This window comes from Pseudovibrio sp. Alg231-02, from assembly GCF_900143565.1.
Classification (GTDB): domain Bacteria; phylum Pseudomonadota; class Alphaproteobacteria; order Rhizobiales; family Stappiaceae; genus Pseudovibrio.
In genome coordinates, this window is record NZ_FREX01000003.1 from 291,778 (window position 1) to 312,797 (window position 21,020).

The 21,020-nt window shown below is 50.1% G+C and carries 18 protein-coding genes; 13 read left to right on the forward strand and 5 right to left on the reverse strand.

What is annotated here, in order from left to right:
- Nucleotides 1–364: 364 nt before the first annotated feature.
- The 7 genes from hemE (at nucleotide 365) to DHN43_RS10845 (ending at nucleotide 5,952) form a co-directional block, all read left to right on the forward strand.
- On the forward strand, nucleotides 365–1,393 hold the full coding sequence (gene hemE, locus DHN43_RS10815; RefSeq protein ID WP_057463211.1) for a uroporphyrinogen decarboxylase: 1,029 nt from the start codon (nucleotides 365–367) through the stop codon (nucleotides 1,391–1,393).
- A gap of 32 nt (nucleotides 1,394–1,425) precedes the next feature.
- A complete protein-coding gene (hemJ, locus tag DHN43_RS10820) occupies nucleotides 1,426–1,854 on the forward strand; it encodes a protoporphyrinogen oxidase HemJ (protein WP_057463212.1) in 429 nt (142 codons plus the stop codon).
- Between the two features lie 267 nt (nucleotides 1,855–2,121).
- Nucleotides 2,122–3,387, forward strand: coding sequence for a transcription termination factor Rho (gene rho / locus DHN43_RS10825; RefSeq protein ID WP_057463213.1), 1,266 nt, complete (start codon nucleotides 2,122–2,124; stop codon nucleotides 3,385–3,387).
- A 225-nt stretch (nucleotides 3,388–3,612) separates the two neighbouring features.
- On the forward strand, nucleotides 3,613–4,218 hold the full coding sequence (locus tag DHN43_RS10830) for a GNAT family N-acetyltransferase (protein ID WP_199914801.1): 606 nt from the start codon (nucleotides 3,613–3,615) through the stop codon (nucleotides 4,216–4,218).
- On the forward strand, nucleotides 4,196–4,786 hold the full coding sequence (locus tag DHN43_RS10835; protein ID WP_108818596.1) for a GNAT family N-acetyltransferase: 591 nt from the start codon (nucleotides 4,196–4,198) through the stop codon (nucleotides 4,784–4,786). The genes DHN43_RS10830 and DHN43_RS10835 overlap by 23 nt, the downstream gene beginning before the upstream one ends.
- Nucleotides 4,779–5,369 (forward strand): GNAT family N-acetyltransferase, encoded by a 591-nt coding sequence (locus DHN43_RS10840; RefSeq protein ID WP_108818597.1) that lies wholly within the window; start codon nucleotides 4,779–4,781, stop codon nucleotides 5,367–5,369. Before DHN43_RS10835 ends, DHN43_RS10840 begins: the two co-directional genes overlap by 8 nt.
- Nucleotides 5,362–5,952, forward strand: a complete 591-nt coding sequence (locus tag DHN43_RS10845) for a GNAT family N-acetyltransferase (protein WP_108818598.1) — start codon at nucleotides 5,362–5,364, stop codon at nucleotides 5,950–5,952. The genes DHN43_RS10840 and DHN43_RS10845 overlap by 8 nt, the downstream gene beginning before the upstream one ends.
- A gap of 135 nt (nucleotides 5,953–6,087) precedes the next feature.
- On the opposite strand, the gene DHN43_RS10850 is transcribed toward DHN43_RS10845, so the two are convergent.
- Nucleotides 6,088–8,094 (reverse strand): thioredoxin domain-containing protein, encoded by a 2,007-nt coding sequence (locus tag DHN43_RS10850; RefSeq protein ID WP_108818599.1) that lies wholly within the window; start codon nucleotides 8,092–8,094, stop codon nucleotides 6,088–6,090.
- A 95-nt stretch (nucleotides 8,095–8,189) separates the two neighbouring features.
- Here DHN43_RS10850 and mnmE point away from each other — a divergent pair, with 95 nt between their 5' ends.
- The 5 genes from mnmE (at nucleotide 8,190) to DHN43_RS10875 (ending at nucleotide 14,223) form a co-directional block, all read left to right on the forward strand.
- Nucleotides 8,190–9,539, forward strand: coding sequence for a tRNA uridine-5-carboxymethylaminomethyl(34) synthesis GTPase MnmE (mnmE, locus tag DHN43_RS10855; protein ID WP_063303873.1), 1,350 nt, complete (start codon nucleotides 8,190–8,192; stop codon nucleotides 9,537–9,539).
- Between the two features lie 287 nt (nucleotides 9,540–9,826).
- Nucleotides 9,827–11,710 carry a tRNA uridine-5-carboxymethylaminomethyl(34) synthesis enzyme MnmG gene (gene mnmG / locus DHN43_RS10860; RefSeq protein WP_108818600.1) on the forward strand — a complete coding sequence of 628 codons (1,884 nt, stop codon included), beginning with the start codon at nucleotides 9,827–9,829 and terminating at the stop codon, nucleotides 11,708–11,710.
- Between the two features lie 46 nt (nucleotides 11,711–11,756).
- Nucleotides 11,757–12,377: a 16S rRNA (guanine(527)-N(7))-methyltransferase RsmG gene (rsmG, locus tag DHN43_RS10865; protein ID WP_108818752.1), complete on the forward strand. Its 621-nt coding sequence runs from the start codon at nucleotides 11,757–11,759 to the stop codon at nucleotides 12,375–12,377.
- Nucleotides 12,378–12,388: 11 nt separating this feature from the next.
- Nucleotides 12,389–13,216 carry a ParA family protein gene (locus DHN43_RS10870; RefSeq protein WP_063286220.1) on the forward strand — a complete coding sequence of 276 codons (828 nt, stop codon included), beginning with the start codon at nucleotides 12,389–12,391 and terminating at the stop codon, nucleotides 13,214–13,216.
- Nucleotides 13,217–13,323: 107 nt separating this feature from the next.
- Nucleotides 13,324–14,223: a ParB/RepB/Spo0J family partition protein gene (locus DHN43_RS10875; RefSeq protein WP_057463221.1), complete on the forward strand. Its 900-nt coding sequence runs from the start codon at nucleotides 13,324–13,326 to the stop codon at nucleotides 14,221–14,223.
- A gap of 536 nt (nucleotides 14,224–14,759) precedes the next feature.
- On the opposite strand, the gene holA is transcribed toward DHN43_RS10875, so the two are convergent.
- From holA to leuS, 3 genes are read right to left on the reverse strand one after another with little or no spacing between them, the layout of a single operon-like run.
- On the reverse strand, nucleotides 14,760–15,800 hold the full coding sequence (holA, locus tag DHN43_RS10885; protein WP_108818602.1) for a DNA polymerase III subunit delta: 1,041 nt from the start codon (nucleotides 15,798–15,800) through the stop codon (nucleotides 14,760–14,762).
- A gap of 7 nt (nucleotides 15,801–15,807) precedes the next feature.
- Nucleotides 15,808–16,419, reverse strand: a complete 612-nt coding sequence (gene lptE, locus DHN43_RS10890) for an LPS assembly lipoprotein LptE (RefSeq protein WP_057463224.1) — start codon at nucleotides 16,417–16,419, stop codon at nucleotides 15,808–15,810.
- Nucleotides 16,406–19,018: a leucine--tRNA ligase gene (leuS, locus tag DHN43_RS10895; protein ID WP_108818603.1), complete on the reverse strand. Its 2,613-nt coding sequence runs from the start codon at nucleotides 19,016–19,018 to the stop codon at nucleotides 16,406–16,408. The genes lptE and leuS overlap by 14 nt, the downstream gene beginning before the upstream one ends.
- 212 nt (nucleotides 19,019–19,230) lie before the next feature.
- Between leuS and DHN43_RS10900 the strand changes: the two genes are divergently transcribed.
- A complete protein-coding gene (locus tag DHN43_RS10900) occupies nucleotides 19,231–19,908 on the forward strand; it encodes a YggS family pyridoxal phosphate-dependent enzyme (protein ID WP_108818604.1) in 678 nt (225 codons plus the stop codon).
- 62 nt (nucleotides 19,909–19,970) lie between these two features.
- On the opposite strand, the gene DHN43_RS10905 is transcribed toward DHN43_RS10900, so the two are convergent.
- Nucleotides 19,971–20,891: an alpha/beta hydrolase gene (locus tag DHN43_RS10905; protein WP_208995211.1), complete on the reverse strand. Its 921-nt coding sequence runs from the start codon at nucleotides 20,889–20,891 to the stop codon at nucleotides 19,971–19,973.
- Nucleotides 20,892–21,020 lie beyond the last annotated feature (129 nt).

A 21,020-nucleotide genomic window follows, 5' to 3' on the forward strand; every position in this document is an offset into this window, starting at 1 on the left:
ATTAATGCCCGCTGACCCTAAACCGTCAACAATTCCATATTTTGAGAATACTGATTTCGAAACGACTTGGATAAACGGGATTGCACATTGCCCACGCAAAAGATTCACAGCACAGCATACGGGATAAACTGTGATCTGTGGTTATTTTCCAGATTGTAACCTATTGAATCTTTAGAAAAAACAATTTGTTTTCGACTCCTGTTGAGAGTCTTGCTTGTTTTTGATCTGTGACTTTTCCTATTAGGGTTTTCTCAGTTAGGAATTGTGGAATTAAATTGATCCCTGCTATTCACTCACTAATAGAAATAGAAACTTCCAAATAAGAAGATTCTTTTTAAGCAGGCTTGGGAAAAAGAGGCGATTTATGGAATCTCATGAAAGAGCGGTAATGCGCGTTTTGGCAGGCGAGAAACTAGAGCGCCCACCAATCTGGATGATGCGCCAGGCAGGACGGTATTTGCCTGAGTACAGAGCTGTACGAGCTCAAGCACCGAATTTTCTCGACTTCTGCTACAATACCGATCTTGCGACAGAAGTTACTCTCCAACCCATTCGCCGGTATGGCTTTGATGCTGCCATCCTATTTTCTGACATCTTCGTTGTTCCAGATGCGCTTGGCTACCCTGTAAATTTTGAGGAGGGTCGAGGACCAGTTCTCGAACCACTTTCGACAGAACTCGTTGATAAGCTTGATCAAGCCAGGACGATGGAGCATTTGGCTCCTGTTATTGCCACAGTCGAGCGTTTGAGAGCGGAGTTACCGACTGAAACCACCCTTCTGGGCTTCTGCGGAGCCCCGTGGACGGTCGCTTGCTATTCTGTGGCTGGTCATACCACCCAGGACCAGTTTGCCGCTCGTATCGGCTCCTATCAGGATCCTGAGCTTCTGACTGCTTTCATTGATCAGCTGGTTGAAGCTTCGATCACGTACCTGGTGGCTCAGTTTGATGGTGGTGCAGATGCACTGCAGATCTTTGACACCTGGGCAGGTGTTCTGGATGACATCGGTTTTGAGCAGTGGTCTGTTGGTCCGACCCGCAAGATCGTTGATGGTGTGAAAGCTCAGCGTCCAAACGCAAAGATCATCGGTTTCCCGAAAGCATCAGCTGCTCGCTTGAAGCGCTATGTTGAAGCTACTGGTGTTGATGCAGTTGGTCTGGACTGGACTGTTCCGGCAGAAGTGGCGCAGGAAATTCAGAAAATTGTTCCTGTTCAGGGTAATATGGATCCAATGCGCCTTGTTGCCGGTGGACGTGCGCTGGAAACTGGAATAGATCACGCTCTCGAAGTTTTGGGTAATGGTCCGCACATCTTTAACCTTGGTCATGGCGTTGTTCCGCAAACTCCGCCAGAACATGTCGCTGAGATGGTGAAGCGGGTTAAAGGCCTGTAAGCAGACACTGCGAATTAGATAAGGCGCGGATCATGGATGATGCATATTCCTGGGCGAAGTCCCTCCACATAATCTCTGTGATTGCCTGGATGGCGGGATTGTTCTACTTGCCGCGCCTTTTCGTTTATCACACGAACGCTGAAATCGGTTCTGATAAGAGCGAGACCTTCAAGATCATGGAGCGCCGATTGCTTAAGGCGATTATGGCTCCATCCATGATGGCCACCTGGATTTTTGGCTTGTGGCTGGTTTATCTGCTTGATGCTTATTTTGATCTTTGGTTTATGCTGAAGTTTTCACTGGTTATACTGATGACGATATATCACGTGATGCTTTCACGTCATGTCACCAAGTTTGCGCAGGATCAAAATAAGAATAGTGAGCGCTACTTTAGAATTATTAATGAACTACCGACACTATTAATGGTTGCAATTGTGTTCCTAGTGATCTTTAAACCCTAGGTGATCCGAACATTCGAATTTTAATATTGGAAAATTAGGAGAATTAGTGGGCAATAAGCACTTGCCGAATTCAATTCGATTAGTTATTGTCCCCGCAACTTCACGATGTAGCTTATGTGATCGCTGATCTCCTAGCGATTTTCGAAGGTCGATAAATTTCGTATCTAGATGAGCTGCTATTCCCCCCTAACGTTTTGTGTTCGAAAGTTCTTGATCCTTCTAAAGCTAAATCAAGTCCAGAACCCATAGTAAAGACGATCCCTATTGATGCGGGAAATGAAACTCAGAGACCTGAAAACTAAGAGCGCAACTGAACTCCTTGCTTTTGCTGAGGAACATGACGTTGAAAATGCAAGCACCATGCGCAAACAGGAACTTATGTTTGCGATTTTGAAGAGACTTGCAGAGCAAGATATTGAGATCATCGGCGAAGGTGTCGTAGAGGTCCTCCAAGATGGATTTGGATTCCTCCGCTCTCCTGATGCGAACTACTTGCCAGGCCCAGACGATATTTACGTTTCACCTTCACAGATCCGTCGCTTTTCTCTGCGCACCGGTGATACTGTTGAAGGCCAGATCCGTAGTCCTAAAGAAGGTGAGCGTTATTTCGCCCTTCTAAAAGTCAACAAAATCAACTTTGAAGACCCTGAAAAAGCGAGACATAAGGTTCACTTTGATAACCTGACACCGCTTTATCCAGATGAGCGCTTCAATCTTGAAATCGAGAATTCCACCTCCAAGGATATTTCTTCTCGCATTATTGATCTTGTAGCTCCGCTCGGCAAAGGCCAGCGTGCTTTGATCACTGCGCCTCCTCGGACAGGTAAAACAGTATTCCTTCAGAATATTGCGAAATCTATTACCACCAATCATCCTGAATGTTACCTCATCGTTCTGTTGATCGATGAACGTCCGGAAGAAGTAACGGACATGCAACGTACAGTTGATGGTGAAGTTGTATCTTCAACCTTTGATGAGCCAGCTACTCGTCACGTTCAGGTTGCTGAGATGGTTATTGAGAAGGCAAAGCGTTTGACCGAACATGGTCGCGACGTTGTTATCCTTCTGGATTCCATTACTCGCCTTGGCCGTGCTTACAACACCGTTGTTCCTTCCTCCGGTAAGGTTCTGACCGGTGGTGTTGATGCGAACGCCCTGCAGCGCCCTAAGCGCTTCTTCGGTGCTGCGCGTAACATTGAAGAGGGTGGTTCTTTGACCATCATCGCAACGGCGCTGATTGATACCGGTAGCCGTATGGATGAAGTTATCTTCGAAGAATTCAAGGGTACCGGTAACTCCGAAATCATCCTTGATCGTAAGATCTCTGATAAGCGCGTCTTCCCAGCAGTCGATATTCAACGCTCTGGTACTCGTAAGGAAGAACTTCTTGTTCCTGCTGATAAGCTCAAGAAGACTTTCGTTCTGCGCCGTATTCTCAGCCAGATGGGTACTGTTGATGCTGTTGAGTTCCTGCTCGATAAGCTGCGTCAGACCAAGTCCAATGATGACTTCTTCGACTCTATGAATACCTAGGTTTACTGCCTACCGAATTTTTCGGCCCCGCTCGCCAATTCGGTGAGCGGGGCTTTTTTATTTTTTAAGCCAATGTATTTGAATAAAAATGTCTACTGATGAAGCATCTGCAACTTCTGGGAAGGGTACAAAGCCTAACATCTTTTGCAAATGAGGTTGTGTTCTCAGAGAGAGGCATTTGAGTTTTATCTGAGGACTTTGGCAGCAAGATTAGATGAGACATTCATGAATATAGTAGCTTTGGATAAATGTCCGCGGATTGAAACTGATCGACTTGTTTTGCGGAAATGGGAGCCACGGGATTTAGATGGTCTCTATCGCCTAAATACCGATCCCAAGGTGGGAGAGTTTTTCCGCACACTAAACTCTCCGGAAGAAACACCTTTGCTGCTCGAAGTGCATTTGCTCAAACAACAGAAAGATGGCTTCTGCTTTCCTGTGATCGAAGATAGAGCCACAGGAGCTTTTCTCGGGTTCTGCGGGTTTAACGTCCCTCTTTACCAAGAGCCGATGTTTTTTGAGCCATGCATTGAAATGGGCTGGTGTCTTATCCCTGAAGCTTGGGGGAAGGGGATTGTAGTTGAGGCAGCTAACATCTGGCTTAAATTCGGATTTGAAACTCTTCAGTTAGAAGAGATTGTATCTTTTACTGTTGTTCAAAATCATCGATCGCGACGTGTAATGGATAAGCTTGGCATGGTTCATGACCCTGCCGAAGATTTTGACTTTCCTGGTGTTGAAACTGATGATCCGTTATGTCGCCATGCTTTGTACCGGCTTTCCAAAGAACATTATTTTAGGCAATTGAATGATGGAAACTTTAATCGATAAATGCCCACGTGTTGAAACCGAAAGGCTTGTTCTTCGTAGATGGGAAGAGCGTGATCTGGATGGTGTCATTCGCATGAATGGTGACCCGAGAGTGATGGAGTTTTTCCGATCTCTGAATACGCCAGATGAAGCGCGGCAGTTTCTTGATATTATGATGAGGCAGGAAGAAAAGCATGGTTTCTGTTTTCCCGTGGTGGAAGACAAAAAGACTGGTGCCTTTCTCGGTTTTTGTGGGCTCAACGTTCCTGCGTACAGTGGGCCTTTGCCATGTGAGCCCTGTGTTGAGATTGGTTGGCGGCTTATCCCTGAGACATGGGGAAAGGGCATTGCTGTTGAAGCGGCTAGGTTCTGGCTTGGATTCGGATTCGAAACGCTTCAGCTTAATGAAATTGTTGCCATCACGGTCGTGCAAAATCACAAGTCCCGGAGAGTGATGGAGAAGCTTGGCATGACACATGATCCTGCTGAGGACTTTGATTTTCTGAATGTTTCGGTTGACCATCCTTTATGCCGACATGTTTTGTATCGGTTCTCTGCTGATAGGTTCCGCGAGCAAACCAATGGCTGAGATTGCGATTGATCGGTGTCCGCGTATTGAGACTGACCGGCTTATTTTAAGGAAGTGGGAAGAGCGGGATTTGGAGGGGCTTGTTCAGATGAATGCAGACCCGAAGGTGATGGAGTTCTTTCCGGCGGTGATGTCCCGGCAGGACAGTGAGCGGATGTTTGAGCGGCTCATGGCAAAGCAGGTGAAGTATGGGTTTGGTACGCCAGTTGTTGAGGAACGGGCGTCAGGGAGGTTCTTAGGGCTTTGTGGGCTCGGTGTGCCGACCTATCCAGAACCGCTGCCCTTCGACCCGTGTGTGGAGATCGGATGGCGCTTTATACCCGGTGCATGGGGGAGGGGGATTGCTCAGGAAGCCTCGCGGATCTGGCTTAGATTCGGATTCGAAACTCTTCGTTTGGACGAGATTGTAAGTTTCACTTCTGCTATCAATCAGCGTTCTGAGAAAGTTATGCAGAGGCTGGGAATGGTTAGGGATGCTTCGGCAGACTTTGATCACCCTTTGATCGAAGAGGGGCATCCATTGAGGCGGCATGTTTTGTACCGCCTTTCTAAAGAGAAATATTTGGAACAGAAAAATGGTTGAGACATTAATTGATAAGTGCCCACGTATTGAGACCGAGCGTCTCGTGTTGCGGAAGTGGGAAGAGCGGGATCTGGACGGTATGGATGAGATGAACTCAGATCCGCGCGTCATGGAGTTTTTCCCAGATGTGATGTCTCGCGATGAGAGTGCCCATATGCTTGAGCGTATGATGGCTAAACAGGCTGATCTGGGTTTTGCATGTCCTGTTGTTGAGGATCGGGCTTCTGGAAGGTTTCTTGGTTTTTGTGGTTTGAACATTCCGACCTATCCAAAACCACTCCCGTTTGATCCGTGCGTAGAGATTGGTTGGCGGCTTATCACAGATGCATGGGGGAAGGGGATAGCGCAGGAAGCAGCTCGTATCTGGCTTGGATTCGGTTTCGAAACTCTTGAGGTTGATGAGATCGTCAGCTTCACGACGGAGACAAACTTGCGTTCGCAAAAGCTGATGCAACGGCTGGGTATGACGAGGAATCCATCTGATGATTTTAATCATCAAATGTTGGAGGATGACCACCCGTTGGTGCGTCATGTGCTTTACCGATTGACGAAGGATCGTTTTGAAAGCGTATCTAAGAGCTGAACGTAATTGAATGCTCGTGTATGGGTGATCTGTGAATTCTGTGATGTTTCACGTGAATCACCTATGTTTTCAAAAGTATATTTATGAGCGCTGACTCACGTGAAACTGTGAGCCAGCGTTTAACTTATTCGCGGATCAGATCTGCTCTTTCACCTGTTCAGGTGTTGTTGCTGGTAGGGAGCATCCTTTTTCGGAGCAGAGGAAGACAGTGGTTTCATCCGTGTTCCAGGATGAGTTTTCCAACTCCACCGGCTTAGTCACGCCAGCAGGAATGACATCCACATAGAGGGCAGGATCAGCTTGAGAATGTAGAGCCTGCATTATTGGATTCGCGTCCGAACCAGTTCCCAGAACCACAAGCGCTTTCTTGAATCGGGTACGTGCATCAAGTGCTGTAAGCAGTGATGCTGTGCCGAAGATGTTGTTTGGAACATCGGCTGCGAATGCATTCAAGGTTCCATCGGCGACATCACGAGAAGATGCGTCACCTGTCAGGATCCAATGTTCTGAGAAGGCAAAAGCTGCCACGGCGTTGTAGTTTGGTGTTGCCTCATCATAGGCGTGGTAAGGGCGGAGGATGAGATCGTCGGCGTCCTTATCTGTCATGTAGAACGCACCGTTGGAATGGGTGAAGCGCTCTTTCAGAATATTCAGGAACTCTTCTGCCTGTTGCAGGTAGCTCTGCTTTTCGGATGGATTCGGTTCCGATCTGTACAAGGCAAGAGCTGCTCTAGCGGCCCATGCATAGTCAGCGGCAAAACCGACTTCCAGTCGCTGGCCCTGACGCCAGGAATGACTGAGCTTTCCATCAACAAACATATGCTCTGTGATGAAGGCGAAAGCGGCCTTAGCGGAAGTGCGCATAGTTTCACGTGAGGTAAGAGCACTTGCTTTCACCAGCGCACAGATGAGCATGCTGTTCCAGTCGGCCAGCACCTTGTCGTCTTTGTGGGGCGGAATGCGTTTGCTTCTGTGATCCAGCAAGATTGCTCTGCAGGTTGCCAGAGCTTCTTCTTCAGCAGCTTCCAGAAGAGTAGGGGAGTGGCGTCGGTTGAGGATGATGTTGCCTTCCCAGTTTCCATCCGGGGTGACGTCGTAGACATTAGAGAACAGCTCGAAGTGTTCTGCTGGGATGAGGCTCTTCAACTCATCATAGGTCCAGACATAAAACTTGCCTTCGACACCTTCACTGTCTGCATCCATGGAAGATGCAAAGCCACCTTCAGGAAGCTTCATGTCACGCTCAAGCCAATCGACGACTTCCTGGATTCGGATGTGAAACAGTTCATCACCCGTTTCCTGATAGGCCCAGCACAGGTGTTCGATAAACTGTGCGTTGTCGTAGAGCATTTTTTCGAAATGAGGGACCAGCCAAATAGAGTCGACTGCGTAACGAGCCAGGCCACCTCCCACATGATCGTAGATACCACCTTGTGAAATTGCTCGCGTGGTTTTCAAAAACTGCTTACGCATGAAGGTGTTTTTTTGCGCCTTGGCGGTTCTGAAGATAAGCTCCTGAACGGAGGCTTGAGGGAACTTTGGTGCACCCTTCATGCCGCCTTCTTCCTCGTCTTGCATGTTGAAGAGTTGCTTGCCGGCAGCGGTGATCAGGAAGCCAGATAGAGGGGAGGCCTCTGATGGTGGTTTGTTGAGAGCCTGGCTGATGGCTTGCCGGTTCTCTTCAATGGTGTCGCGATCAGCAATGAAGCTTTGTGAAATTGCGGTCAGAATATCCTTGAAGGCAGGAGAGCCGTGCCGCGCTTCATTCGGGAAATAAGTACCACCCCAGAATGGATCACCCTCTGGCGTGAGGAACATGGTCAGCGGCCAGCCACCCTGTTGACCAAGCATATGGAGTGCCTGCATATAGATCTGGTCAATGTCCGGGCGCTCTTCGCGGTCTACCTTGATGTTGACGAAATGCTCATTCATGAGAGCGGCTGTTGCTTCATCCTCAAAACTTTCATGGGCCATGACGTGGCACCAATGGCAAGCGGAGTAGCCAACAGACAGCAGAATTGGCTTGTTTGTTTTTTGCGCTTCTTCCAGTGCTTCCTTACTCCATTCCCACCAGTGGACAGGGTTATTTTGGTGTTGAAGAAGGTAAGGGCTTGAAGCGTTCGTTAAGCGATTTCTGCTCATAAAGAGGTGATCCTGAGTTCAAGGTATTGCTTGGCGTAAAGGCTAGGTTTAACGCAGTTCATACGAGATCATACAGTTAAAGAACCGGACGTGGAATGAATACACAACAGGAAACCATCTACGCAGTTTCTAGCGGCGCACTTCCTTCAGGCGTTGCTGTTATCCGTTTATCAGGTCCACAGTCCGGGCCAATCCTGAGAAAGCTGATTAAGGGTAAATTCCCCGTTTCACGTGAATCATGCCTTAAGAAATTATGGGACCCTGTAGATGGTTCTGTTTTGGATCATGCGCTGATTTTGTGGTTCGAAGGCCCGGGAAGCTTTACTGGCGAGGACACTGTTGAGCTGCATTGTCATGGTGGCCGTGCTGTTGTTGCAGCGGTGCTGCGTGCGCTTTCTACCTTTGAAAAGACACGACCGGCTGAGCAGGGTGAGTTCACACGTCGGGCATTTCACAACAACAAACTCGACCTGACTGAGGTTGAGGGTCTTGCTGATCTGATTGATGCAGAGACCGATGCGCAGCGTCGGCAGGCTCAGCGTCAGATGGATGGGGCGCTTGGTGACCTCTATTCGCAGTGGCGCGAAACACTGATCCGCAGCCGTGCGATGATTGAGGCTGAGCTCGACTTCTCCGATGAAGATGACATTCCAGATTCTGTGGCCGATGAAATCTGGGTGGAGCTGGCGAAGCTTCGGGACCAGATTGTCGCCCACCTTTCTGATGCGCGGAGAGGGGAGCGTCTGCGCTCAGGTCTGCAGGTTGTTCTGCTTGGTCCTCCGAATGCGGGTAAGTCCAGCTTGATGAACAAGTTGGCTCAGCGCGATGTGGCGATCGTGACACCTGAAGCTGGAACAACCCGTGATGTGCTTGAGGTGCATCTGGACCTTGGTGGTTATCCGGTCACGTTGATCGACACTGCAGGTATCCGTGAGAGTGCTGGCATGATTGAGAAAGAGGGCATTCGCCGTGCTCTTGTTCATGCTGAAAAAGCTGATCTCATTCTCTGGACACATGCGCCGAATGTGACTGCTGAGGAGTTGCCGGAGAGTTTGCTGAAGAATGGTGCAGAGATCTGGCGTCTCAATACCAAGAGTGATCTGGGCCCTGATACTGATCATGACTCCTTCGAAACGACAGAAGAGATCAATGTCTCCGTTCGTGAAGAGGGCGGCATGAACGCGCTGCTATCAAGCCTCGAGTCGTTTGCGGAACGAAATATCGGATTGATCGAAAACCCGCTTATCACTCGTGAACGTCATCGTTCTCATCTGACCCAATGTGTGGAAGATCTGAACCACGGTATTCAAGCGGAGGGCTTTCCGATTGAATTGAGAGGTGAAGATTTGAGACGAGCAGCTGATCAGCTGGGGCGTATCACAGGTCGAATCGACGTTGAAGATTTGCTTGATGTCATCTTCCGCGACTTCTGCGTTGGTAAATAAAAGATGTAGAAGTGCCATGTTTCACGTGAAACATTTATTGGGAATCGTGAGTCAGTGGGGAAAAACTGGTGAGTCTCGTGGATAACTAATGCTGCGGCATTGGCGACTCACTGCGCTGTTTTCTTTGACCCAGCGCGTGAGCTGTTGTATCAAGTCTTCAAGAAAATAGGTAGTTGCCCTTCTAGTTCCCCCAAGTTTTATCTGCGGCCTTCATATGGGTCCAGAGGCTCGCAGAGAGTGTGGCTTGTCCTTTCTCTGTTTTTAGATGGGCGAAATGCAGGACCGAAATGTCTGATAATTTTGATCTTGAGTTTGACGTTGTCGTGATTGGCGGCGGCCATGCAGGCTGTGAAGCTGCGGCTGCAGCTGCGCGCATGGGTGCCCATACAGCGCTTATAACTCATCGCTTTGACACCATTGGTGTGATGTCGTGTAACCCAGCTATTGGCGGTTTGGGGAAGGGGCATCTGGTTCGAGAAATCGATGCGCTGGATGGATTGATGGGCCGGGTGGCTGATGCTTCCGGTATTCAATTCCGTATGCTCAATCGCCGCAAAGGGCCAGCTGTGCAAGGGCCGCGCTCTCAGGCTGACCGCAAGCTTTATCGCGAAGCGATGCAGGCTGAGATTAAAGCGATTGATAATCTCGATGTGGTGGAAGGCGAAGCTGACACGCTGATCCGTGAGGGTGATATCCTCAAAGGCGTCGTGCTTGGTGATGGTCGTCGGGTTTCGGCCAAGGCGGTTGTGATCACGACCGGCACGTTCCTGCGTGGTCTGATCCATATCGGCGATAAGCAAATTCCTGCGGGTCGTGACGGTGAAGCGCCAGCGCTTGGTTTGTCTGTATCTTTGGAAGAGATTGGTCTGCGTCTTGGTCGTTTGAAGACAGGCACTCCGGCACGTCTGGATGGGCGCACGATCAATTGGGATATCCTTCAGCAGCAGCCAGGTGATGAAAAGCCTATTCCATTTTCAACACTGACCGACAAAATCCAGATCCGTCAGGTGCCGTGTTACATCACACGTACGACCCCAGAGACGCATCAGATCATTCGCGACAACATCAAGCGGTCAGCGATGTATTCGGGCGAGATTCAGGGCAGGGGTCCTCGGTACTGTCCGTCTATTGAAGATAAGATCGTTCGCTTTGGTGATCGCGATGGTCATCAGATCTTCCTTGAGCCAGAAGGACTGGATGACCCGACGGTCTATCCGAATGGCATTTCGACCTCGCTGCCTGAGGATGTTCAGATCCAGTTTCTGCGCACCATTCCGGGTTTGGAGAAGGTTGAGTACTTCAAACCGGCTTATGCGATTGAGTACGATCACATCGACCCGACTGAACTGACAAACACGCTTGAGGTGAAGAAGCAGAAGGGCCTTTACCTCGCGGGTCAGATTAACGGTACGACCGGTTATGAAGAGGCTGGAGCCCAAGGTCTGTTGGCTGGCTTGAATGCTGCCAGAACGTCTCAGGACGGCGCTGCAGTGACGGTTGGACGTGCTGACGGGTACATTGGCGTGATGGTGGATGATCTCATCACACGGGGCGTTTCTGAGCCGTATCGCATGTTCACATCCCGCGCTGAGTATCGTCTCACACTACGTGCAGACAATGCGGACCAGCGCCTCACACCACTTGGTCTTGAGTGGGGATGTATTGGTGATACGCGTCGAGTCGCCTTCGAAACGAAGATGGAAAAACTGCGGAAAACCAAGGATTTGATGCAGTCCGTCAAAATTACACCCAACGAGGGGCGTAAGCATGGTTTGCCGATCAATCAGGATGGTGTGAAGCGTTCTGTCTTTGATTTGTTGGCCTATCCAAATATCACTCTTGAAGACCTCATTGAGATCTTTGATGAGATGAAAGATGTCGATATCAAATGTGCCGAACAAGTTTCTATAGATGCGATGTATGCCGTCTATCTGGAACGTCAGGCCGCTGATATCGCCGCTTTGAAACGGGATGAGGACTTGGTTATTCCTGAGCGGATTGACTATTCCTCACTGACCGGACTTTCCAACGAGGTGCGCCAGAAGCTTGAAGCTTTGCGCCCTTCAACCATCGGGCAGGCATCGCGCATGGATGGGATTACCCCAGCGGCGCTGACTTTGCTGCTTGCGTATATTCGCCGCTCAGGCAAAAACATTGCTGGTGCTGTTTAGTATGTCATTCGAAAAAAGGGCTGATTACAGCCAGATTACACCTGTCATGCGTATGTATGAGGATGTTTCACGTGAAACGTTTGAACGTCTAAGTATCTATGTAGACCTCGTTCTCAAGTGGCAACCGGCGCAGAATCTGATCGCACCATCTACGATGAATGATATCTGGATGCGGCATGTGGCCGATTCTATTCAGATTCAGCGTAGTTTGCCTGATGCACGTTCCTGGATTGATTTCGGAAGCGGCGCAGGTTTCCCTGGATTAGTGACTGCGATGTTGCAGAGGCAGGAAGGGGAAGAGGGCATTGTGCATATGGTTGAGAGCAACCAGCGCAAAGCAGCTTTCCTTCGGACTGTGGCACGTGAGACTGGCTGTAACGTCAAAGTTCATGCGGGTAGAATCGAAGCCGTTACGAAAGACTGGCAGGCTCCGATTGAGGGTGTTTCGGCGCGTGCACTAGCTTCTTTACAGGTTCTCTGCGGGTTTTCTTCGCAATTTGTACAGCGTGGCGCGACTGCTGTTTTCCACAAAGGTCAAGATTTTCGCCGCGAAATTGAAGAAGCATCTGCCGATTGGTCAATTGATCTGGTAGAAAAAGTAAGTCTAGTAGATCCGCTAAGTCGCGTTTTGGTTCTATCTAAAATTGACCCGAAAACCGCTAACTAGGGTGCTGTCGGATGAGCTTACTGCCGCAATCTCCACGTGTATTGACTATCGCCAACCAGAAGGGTGGCGTAGGCAAGACGACAACAGCCATTAATCTTGGCACAGCGCTTGCCGCAATTGGCGAACGCGTCCTGATTATTGACCTGGATCCGCAAGGCAATGCGTCGACAGGGTTAGGGATTGATCGCGTCGATCGTGAATATTCTACCTATGATGTTTTGAGCGGAGATTCGACGCTAGAGCAAACTGTTCTGGAAACTGCTGTTCCGCGTTTATGGATTGCTCCATCAACGATGGATTTGCTGGGTGTTGAGTTGGAGATTTCTTCTGCACCTGACCGGACGTTCCGATTACGGAATGCAATTTCAGGTATGGCGCAGGCAGCTGAGATGGGTAGGGCACAAGGGTATTCATATATTCTAGTGGACTGTCCGCCGTCGTTAAACCTCTTGACTATCAATGCCTTATCGGCATCTCATAGCATTCTTGTACCGTTGCAGTGCGAGTTTTTTGCTCTGGAAGGTCTAAGCCAGCTGCTTAGCACCGTTGAGCAGGTGAAGCAGTCTCTCAATTCAGAGCTGAGCATTCATGGCATTGTGTTGACCATGTATGACAGCCGTAACAATCTCTCCAGTCAGGTTGTACAGGATGTGCGTGAGACGATGGGTGATGCAGTCTATGAGACTGTGATTCCGCGGAACGTACGTGTTTCCGAGGCTCCATCTTATGGCAAGCCTGCTTTGCTTTATGATTTGAAGTGTTCCGGTTCGCAGGCATATTTACGACTCGCTTCCGAAATTATTCAGCGAGAGCGTGACATGCGGATGGCGGCTGCCTGATCTGGTTGCCGCTTCTACTTTAAAGAGATTTGTTATTTGACCCGCAGAGTGTGCGGGAAGGGGCTACCGACTCCCGAGCTCCTAGAATGTAGATAGGTGGAATTGAAATGGCGAAAACTGAGGAAGCAGGGCGTACCAATAAGCGACTAGGGCGCGGCCTTGCAACGCTGTTGGGTGACGTAAACTCAGAGCCAGCTGTCTCCACTCCAGAACGTAACCGTGATGTGCGGAAAGTGCCGATTGAGTACCTTCAGCCCAACCCACGTAACCCACGAAAATCATTTGTAGAAGATGATCTGAACAACCTGACCGAATCCGTTCGTCAGAAGGGGATTGTACAGCCAATTCTGGTGCGTCCTCGTCCGAATAAGCCGGGTCATTTCGAGATCATTGCTGGTGAGCGTCGTTGGCGTGCAGCTCAAAAGGCTGGTTTGCATGATGCGCCTGTTGTCATCCGTGAGGTGACTGATCAGGAAGCGCTGGAACTTGCGATTATCGAAAATGTTCAGCGTGCAGACCTGAACCCGATTGAAGAAGCGTTGGGTTATGACCAGCTGATCGAAGAATTTTCTTACAGTCAGGTTGAGCTCTCCAAGGTTATCGGTAAGAGCCGGAGCCATGTGGCCAACACACTGCGTTTGCTGAAACTGCCAAACTCTGTGAAGGACTATCTTGCAGAAGGGCTTCTCACTGCTGGGCATGCACGTGCATTGATCACTGCAGAAGATCCTGCGGCTTTGGCTGAGCTGATCGTGGAGAAGGGGCTTACAGTTCGTGATGCAGAGCGTCTGGCTCAGAACCCGGATTTGTTCCAGAAGAAAGAAGCTGCTCCGAAGCCTGAAAAGGATGCGGATACACGCGCTTTAGAGAAACGACTGGCTGATGGCCTGGGTCTTAAGGTGGCTATTGCTCACAAGACTGATAAGGGTACTGGTGAGCTTAAGATCAAGTACAAGAATGTAGAACAACTGGACGAAGTCTGCCGCTTGCTGGGCATTCAGAACTGATTGTTTCTGCTATCGGAATTTTAGAAAAGGCCGCGTCTCTTAACTGAGGCGCGGCCTTTTTAGATTCGGAAAAGAAATGATTTTCTTAGTTGGAATTTAGCCTACGACTGGAAGCAGTTTTTCAATGCGTGCACTGACTTCTGCTCTCTTCTTCTCAGCCATATTGCGACGGCCGAACATCAAACCCAGGCAAATGAAGTACCAACGGAAAACCCAATAAGCCAAGAGGATTAGTGCGGGGAGGCCTATGATCAGATTTATGATGGATCCCAGTACCGAGTAGTTCTGCATGAGGTAGCCGATTAAGACACCAAAGCTGAGCAATGGCGGGAAAATCCAGGCCCACAATGATGCTGCTCCAAAAAGCGACAATTGGGGGCGAAGGAGCGCGAAGTTGATTGCCCAAAGTTCATGTTGAGCGAACTTCAGCCTGATCCAATGGATGAGTGAGTGAGACATAGGAGTGCCTGTGACTTCGCTTTGCGCGAATATTGTTGTTGTTTTGTGAGGAAGGTGGCGACCCACCTTCCGCGTGTTTATCGTCGTCTGTTTGAGGCTTTAGCTACCTGAGCAATTGCCAAAAGGGTATGAGACACAATCGCAGTTGAGAGATTGGCGTTGAAGCGGGCCTCTTTGACAGCATCGTTGAGACGGGTCAGAGCGCGTTCCAGAAAGTCCTCATTCCAGATCTCAACTTGTCTGACAATCTTCGAGCGACGCTTCCAGAAGATTGGAGGACGCACGCCGGCAATAACATCTTCTACAGCAATGCGTTGATTGGCTTTTAAGCGGCACAGGTGAAGCATTTGGAAATGTCTGAGGGCTTGAGAGGCTATCACGCCAACGTCCGTCCCTGAGGCTGAGAGGCGCTCCAGGCCGTGGTCCAATGTGATCGTGTCACCCAAAGCTGCAGCATCGATTAGTTCATCCATGGCGAATGCTGAAGCATCGCCAATGATCTCTTCGACATGATGCACCTCAATGCGATTGTCATTCATCGCGTAGAGGCACAATTTCTTGAGTTCTCCGCGGCTTGCAATGCGGTCAGCGCCAAGCAGAGTGTGAAGCGCCATACGGGCTTCTTTGCTGATTTGCAGGTTTGCTGACTGGGTTTCTTCATCAATCAGACGATCTACATCGCGTGCCGTATCTGCAAAGCAGGGGATGGCGACAGCGGTTTTGCTGGCTTCAATCTTCTTGCGCAGGCCTGCTGTCTTCTTCAGGTCTCCGGCCTCAATCACGATGAAGGCAGAAAAGTCGTTGTTTTTGAGAAGCGGTTCGACGGCTGGCAGCACGCTCTTGGTGCCGTTTTCGCGGACCCAGATTGTGCGACGGCCACCAAAGAGGGGAATAGTCAGGGCCTCATCGATCAATCTGCTCGGGTCTGCAGCGATGTCAGCAGCGTCCAGTTTGACTTGGGAGAATGGGTCATCATTCTCGGAGGCTGCTTTGGAGATGAGTGCTTGCGCTCGTTCATTCACCAACCCGGTGTCTGGCCCATAAACAAGAATGAGGTTTACGGAGTCTGGCGGGTTGGCGATGTACCGGTCAATTTCAGCAGCTTTGAGGGCTACCATAGTGGTCCTATTCTACAGGCTCTACAGGATGAGTTGCAAAGAAGCTTGCTATGCGGGTGTTGATGTCAGCTGCGACAACCTTGGTAGCACGGTCTTCTGCATCTCGTTCTGCTCTCAGGTTTGCAAAGCGCTGACTGGAAAAGTCAAAGGATGCAGAGGCAAAGGAGCGGCCAGTGTAGAGCGTACGATCTGTCTGAATATCTGCCAGAACGAAGCTGGTGTTGACGGTGATGTTGTAAGCGGTTGGCACATCGGCCAGCTGCTCAACGCCCACTTCAGCACGGCGCTTGTCTGTCAGGATTTCCAAACGATACTTTGGCGGCAGAGCATCACCACCACGGGTGAACGCGAAAATCAGCTGATTGCGCAGGACCTGATTGATACGCTTGATAGACCCTGAATCCCCATAGCTTGGGAACTTCATGGAAATTGCCGCCATTTGAGCCTGGACGGTCTGGGTCTGCTCCGAGCCATCGCCTAACAGCGTTGGGCTAACGCCATAGAGCGGACGGAACTGGCAGCCAGAAAGAAGAAGGGCACCCGCAACAATTGTTGCCCCGCCGAGTAGAACCCGGCGGGAAGGGCGACCTGATTTAGCAGGGCGATCAAACAACGACATTTACAATCCTCTGAGGTACCACGATGATTTTACGTGGGGCCTTGCCATCCAGAGCTTTCTGAACAGCCTCATGTGCCAGAGTAGCTTCTTCTACCTGCTCTTTGGAAGAGTCTCTTGCTACAGAAAGCTCACCTTTTTTCTTCCCATTGATTTGAATCGGAAGCGTAATGGTGTTTTCTACCAGCAGATCCTCTTGGATAACTGGCCAGTTTGATGTGGATACCAGTCCTTCATTGCCGAGCATGGACCAGCATTCCTCAGAAAGGTGAGGTGTGATTGGTTCCATGAGTTGCAGGAGGAAGCCAGTTGCTTCGCGCAGAGCATATGCCATATCCGGTTTGGACAGGTCTGATTGAAGCGCCTTGCTGATCGCGTTGGTGAACTCATAAAGACGGGCAACAGCACGGTTGAAGCCAAGGCCATCAAAGTCTTTTGTGATGGCGGCCAGAGTTTTATGAGAAGCACGGCGCAGGGCTGTTGCTTCATCACTGAATTCAGCAGGTTTTGCGATGTTTGCTTCGGTCTTTTCAGAGACTTCACCAATGATACGCCATACGCGCTGTACGTGGCGCCATGCACCGATTACGCCATCTTCAGTCCAGATGATGTCGCGCTCTGGCGGGCTGTCAGACAGAACGAAGAGGCGTGCTGTATCAGCGCCGTAGGTATCGATGATGTCGGTTGGGTCAACAACGTTCTTCTTCGACTTGGACATCTTCTCGATGGAACCAATGGTGACAGGTGCGCCGGTTTCTGCGTGAACCGCTTTTCTGTCGCCTTCGGTGTTGATGATGTTGATTTCAGCCGGAGTTACCCATTTTCCATCGACATCTTTGTAGGTCTCATGGTTCACCATGCCTTGTGTGAAGAGGCCTTTGAATGGCTCTTTTACATCCAGATGCTTGGTGATCTGCATGGCGCGTGCAAAGAAGCGGGAGTAGAGCAGGTGCAGGATCGCGTGCTCGATGCCACCGATGTACTGATCTACCGGCAACCATTCGCTGGCAGCCTTTGGATCTGTCGGGTTGCTGTTCTTCGGATCGGTGAAGCGTGCGAAGTACCAGGAGGAATCTACGAAGGTGTCCATGGTATCGGTTTCACGCTGAGCATCCTTGCCACAGCATGGGCATTTCACATTGCGCCATGTTGGATGACGATCCAGCGGGTTGCCCGGACGGTCGAAAGTGACATCTTCCGGCAGAACGATTGGCAGGCTTTCTTTTGGCGCTGGCTGAACACCACAGTCATCACAGTGGATGACAGGGATCGGACAACCCCAGTAGCGCTGCCGGGAGATACCCCAGTCGCGCAGACGATAGTTGGTCTCGCGGTGCGCCTGTTGCTTACCTTTGGCTTCTTGCGCTTCCAGCTTGTCAGAAACAGCATTCTTCGCATCCTCGATGGACATGCCGTCCATGAACTCGGAATTAAAGATAGAGCCTTCGCCGGTGTAAGCTTCGGTGCCAACGTCAAATGTGGCCGGGTCTTCACCTTCTGGCAGCACAACTGCTTTGACTGGCAGCTTGTACTTGTGAGCGAAGTCCAGATCGCGCTGGTCGTGTGCAGGACATGCGAAGATCGCGCCTGTGCCGTAATCCATCAGGATGAAGTTTGCCACATAGACTGGCAGTTCCCAGGATGGGTTCAACGGGTGTTTGACGCGCAGGCCAGTGTCAAAGCCAAGCTTTTCTGCGGTTTCAATTGCTTCAGCTGTCGTGCCGATACGGCGACATTCAGCAATGAACTCCTGCAGTTCTGCGTTGTCTTCAGCCAGTTTCTGCGTGATCGGATGATCTGGTGACAGGCCCATGAAGGACGCGCCGTACAGCGTGTCTGGACGGGTCGTGAAGATCTCCAGAGTCTCATCACCGGTTGGAGCGGTTTGCGTGAACTCGAAATTGACTTTCAGACCAACAGATTTGCCGATCCAGTTCTTCTGCATGAGACGAACTTTTTCAGGCCATTCGGTCAGAGTGTCGATTGCCTCCAACAGCTCTTCGGAATGATCAGAGATCTTGAAGAACCACTGGGTCAGGTCTTTCTGCTCAACTTCTGCGCCAGAGCGCCAGCCTTTGCCGTCGATCACCTGTTCGTTTGCCAGAACGGTCATATCGACCGGATCCCAGTTTACCTTCGCGTTTTTGCGGTAAACCAAGCCAGCTTCCAGGAAGTCCAGGAACAGGGCCTGCTGCTGTGCGTAATAACTTTCATCGCAGGTTGCGAATTCACGGCTCCAGTCAAAAGACAGGCCGATTGTTTTCAGCTGACCGCGCATTGCAGCAATGTTGTCGTAGGTCCAGCCCTTTGGGTGTACCTTCTTTTCAGCTGCCGCGTTTTCCGCAGGCATACCGAATGCATCCCAACCCATCGGGTGCAAAACATTGTAGCCGCGTGCGCGCTTAAAGCGTGCAACCACGTCACCCATGGAGTAGTTGCGCACGTGCCCCATGTGTAGACGACCGGATGGGTAAGGGAACATCTCTAGTACGTAGTATTTTTCGCGCGGATCATCGTTGTCCGTCTCGAAGACGTTCTTTTCGTCCCATACTTTTTGCCAGCGCGCTTCCGTTGCGCGTGCATTATACCTATCCGTAGCCATTTATTCCGCCGTGTGTTTGATTTTTGCCCTGATCAAGCAAATTAGGTTTGCTCGGACTGTCACCAGAAATTGCCAGCTTGGTCAAGCGGTAGACAGAGGAAAAACCAAGAAGATTTGTCAGAAATTTCTCAATGAAGTGCAACTACTCTTGCATTTAGACCTTAGGGAGCGCATTTCATGTCTCCAATATGGATTTTTCGCTGGAGTTAGGAATGAGTGACGCTGCTGCACTTCGCCTTAAAGAGGTTAAGGAAAACATCGGAAAAGCTGAGACGGATGTTGAACGTCCGAACGGCTCTGTAACGTTGATTGCAGTCTCAAAAACATTCGAAGCTTCAGATATTAAGCCGGTTTTAGAAGCTGGACAGCGTGTGTTTGGTGAAAACCGGGTTCAGGAAGCGATGGGCAAATGGCCTGGGCTTCGTGAGGAGTTTGAAGGTGTTGAGTTGCATCTGATCGGCCCGCTTCAGTCTAACAAAGCGAAAGAAGCTATTCAGACCTTTGACGTGATCCACACTGTGGACCGTGACAAGATTGCAAAAGCGCTGAAAGTTGAGATGGATAAGCAAGGCAAGGCGCCAAAGCTGTTCATTCAGGTTAATACCGGGGAAGAAGACCAGAAGGCTGGTATTCCTCCAAAGGACGCGGATGCGTTTATAGCGAAGTGCCGTGATGAATATGGGCTGGAGATTGAAGGCCTGATGTGCATTCCGCCAGTTGACGAAGCGCCGGGCATGCATTTCGCGTTGCTTGAGAAAATCGCAAAGCGGAACGGTCTGGAAAAGCTCTCCATGGGAATGTCCTCTGATTATCCGATTGCTGTGCAACACGGTGCAACGCACGTTCGCGTTGGTTCAGCTGTGTTCGGTGCGCGCGATTATTCGCAGTAAGCATCACTGAAAATGTTGAGTTTTGAACGGGCGAGGGATTTCTCGCCCGTTTTTTGTTTGTATTAAAGTAGTTGATCGCTCAGCCATTGGACTGTGGTGGAGACCACGAGATCGTTGTTTTGTGGGCTGATGATGTCGCCTGCGATGACGTGGTTGTTGTCGTCACCTGAGCTTTCGATAAGCAGACGCTGTTTTGGTGCGCCCCATTTGTCATAGGCGACATTGGTGAGTGCTGCGTCGATGGTTTCATCCTTTTCACTGTAGATGAACAGGGCAGGTACGCTTGCTTTTGCCGGGTCTTGTTCCTGCAAAACTGAGATTGTGGTTGCCATTGGGAGGAGGGCTACACTTGGGTAGCTGATGGTCCAGCCCATTTGCTCTTCTTTAGATGGTGCCTTGGAAGATGAGCGGGTTTTGCCAATGATCAGAGGGACATAGTGTCTTGCGAACGGCATATCGAGCAAGAACCCGCCTGCTGCTTTGACACCGAAGTTTGGTGAGACAAACACCATCGCGGCCACATCATCTTTCAGCGGGTGGTCCTGCATGGCGAGCCAAGCTGCAAGTGAGCCACCGGTTGAGGTGGACATGATGATTGTCTTCTCACCAATACGCCGGCCAATTTCGACCGCTTCAGCGAGGTCGTTGACCCAGTCGTTCAATGAGGCTTCTGCCATCGCTTCACCCGAGCGGCCATGGCCAGTCAGGCGGGTGAAGAAAAGATTGGCGCCCATCTCACTGGCAACGCGGTCCGGTACAGGGCGGATCTCGTGTTTACTGGCGGAAAAGCCGTGAACGTAAATGATTGAAAGAGGTGTTTTGCTGTTCTTCTCACCATTGAACCAGATGATCTCTTTGGCAGTGTCAGAACGAATATCCTGAAACTTGGCCTCACTCTCTGAAAGATACACTTCGAGATCATCACCCATAATTTCGGGTTTGAAGGTGATCTCTGTATCGCGTGGTTCTCTTGGGCCTGTCATGAAGGCAATTGTGCCTCCTACGAGTAAAATCAGTACTACAAAAATAAAATATCGAAAGAGCATATGGGGTGCCTTTGTTCCTTAGCGGCACCAGCTTATTCCAGCTTGGGTTGAAATATCAAATCAGAG

Excerpts from the sequence above, each read along its gene's own strand:
- leuS (WP_108818603.1), bottom strand. The coding sequence starts at position 19,018 with ATGGCTACGGATAGGTATAATGCACGCGCAACGGAAGCGCGCTGGCAA.
- holA (WP_108818602.1), bottom strand. The coding sequence starts at position 15,800 with ATGGTAGCCCTCAAAGCTGCTGAAATTGACCGGTACATCGCCAACCCG.
- DHN43_RS10840 (WP_108818597.1), top strand. The coding sequence starts at position 4,779 with ATGGCTGAGATTGCGATTGATCGGTGTCCGCGTATTGAGACTGACCGG.
- DHN43_RS10850 (WP_108818599.1), bottom strand. The coding sequence starts at position 8,094 with ATGAGCAGAAATCGCTTAACGAACGCTTCAAGCCCTTACCTTCTTCAA.
- DHN43_RS10830 (WP_199914801.1), top strand. The coding sequence starts at position 3,613 with ATGAATATAGTAGCTTTGGATAAATGTCCGCGGATTGAAACTGATCGA.
- DHN43_RS10870 (WP_063286220.1), top strand. The coding sequence starts at position 12,389 with ATGAGCTTACTGCCGCAATCTCCACGTGTATTGACTATCGCCAACCAG.
- hemJ (WP_057463212.1), top strand. The coding sequence starts at position 1,426 with ATGGATGATGCATATTCCTGGGCGAAGTCCCTCCACATAATCTCTGTG.
- DHN43_RS10845 (WP_108818598.1), top strand. The coding sequence starts at position 5,362 with ATGGTTGAGACATTAATTGATAAGTGCCCACGTATTGAGACCGAGCGT.
- hemE (WP_057463211.1), top strand. The coding sequence starts at position 365 with ATGGAATCTCATGAAAGAGCGGTAATGCGCGTTTTGGCAGGCGAGAAA.
- DHN43_RS10905 (WP_208995211.1), bottom strand. The coding sequence starts at position 20,891 with ATGACAGGCCCAAGAGAACCACGCGATACAGAGATCACCTTCAAACCC.
- DHN43_RS10900 (WP_108818604.1), top strand. The coding sequence starts at position 19,231 with ATGAGTGACGCTGCTGCACTTCGCCTTAAAGAGGTTAAGGAAAACATC.
- rho (WP_057463213.1), top strand. The coding sequence starts at position 2,122 with ATGCGGGAAATGAAACTCAGAGACCTGAAAACTAAGAGCGCAACTGAA.
- rsmG (WP_108818752.1), top strand. The coding sequence starts at position 11,757 with ATGCGTATGTATGAGGATGTTTCACGTGAAACGTTTGAACGTCTAAGT.
- mnmG (WP_108818600.1), top strand. The coding sequence starts at position 9,827 with ATGTCTGATAATTTTGATCTTGAGTTTGACGTTGTCGTGATTGGCGGC.
- mnmE (WP_063303873.1), top strand. The coding sequence starts at position 8,190 with ATGAATACACAACAGGAAACCATCTACGCAGTTTCTAGCGGCGCACTT.
- DHN43_RS10835 (WP_108818596.1), top strand. The coding sequence starts at position 4,196 with ATGATGGAAACTTTAATCGATAAATGCCCACGTGTTGAAACCGAAAGG.
- DHN43_RS10875 (WP_057463221.1), top strand. The coding sequence starts at position 13,324 with ATGGCGAAAACTGAGGAAGCAGGGCGTACCAATAAGCGACTAGGGCGC.
- lptE (WP_057463224.1), bottom strand. The coding sequence starts at position 16,419 with ATGTCGTTGTTTGATCGCCCTGCTAAATCAGGTCGCCCTTCCCGCCGG.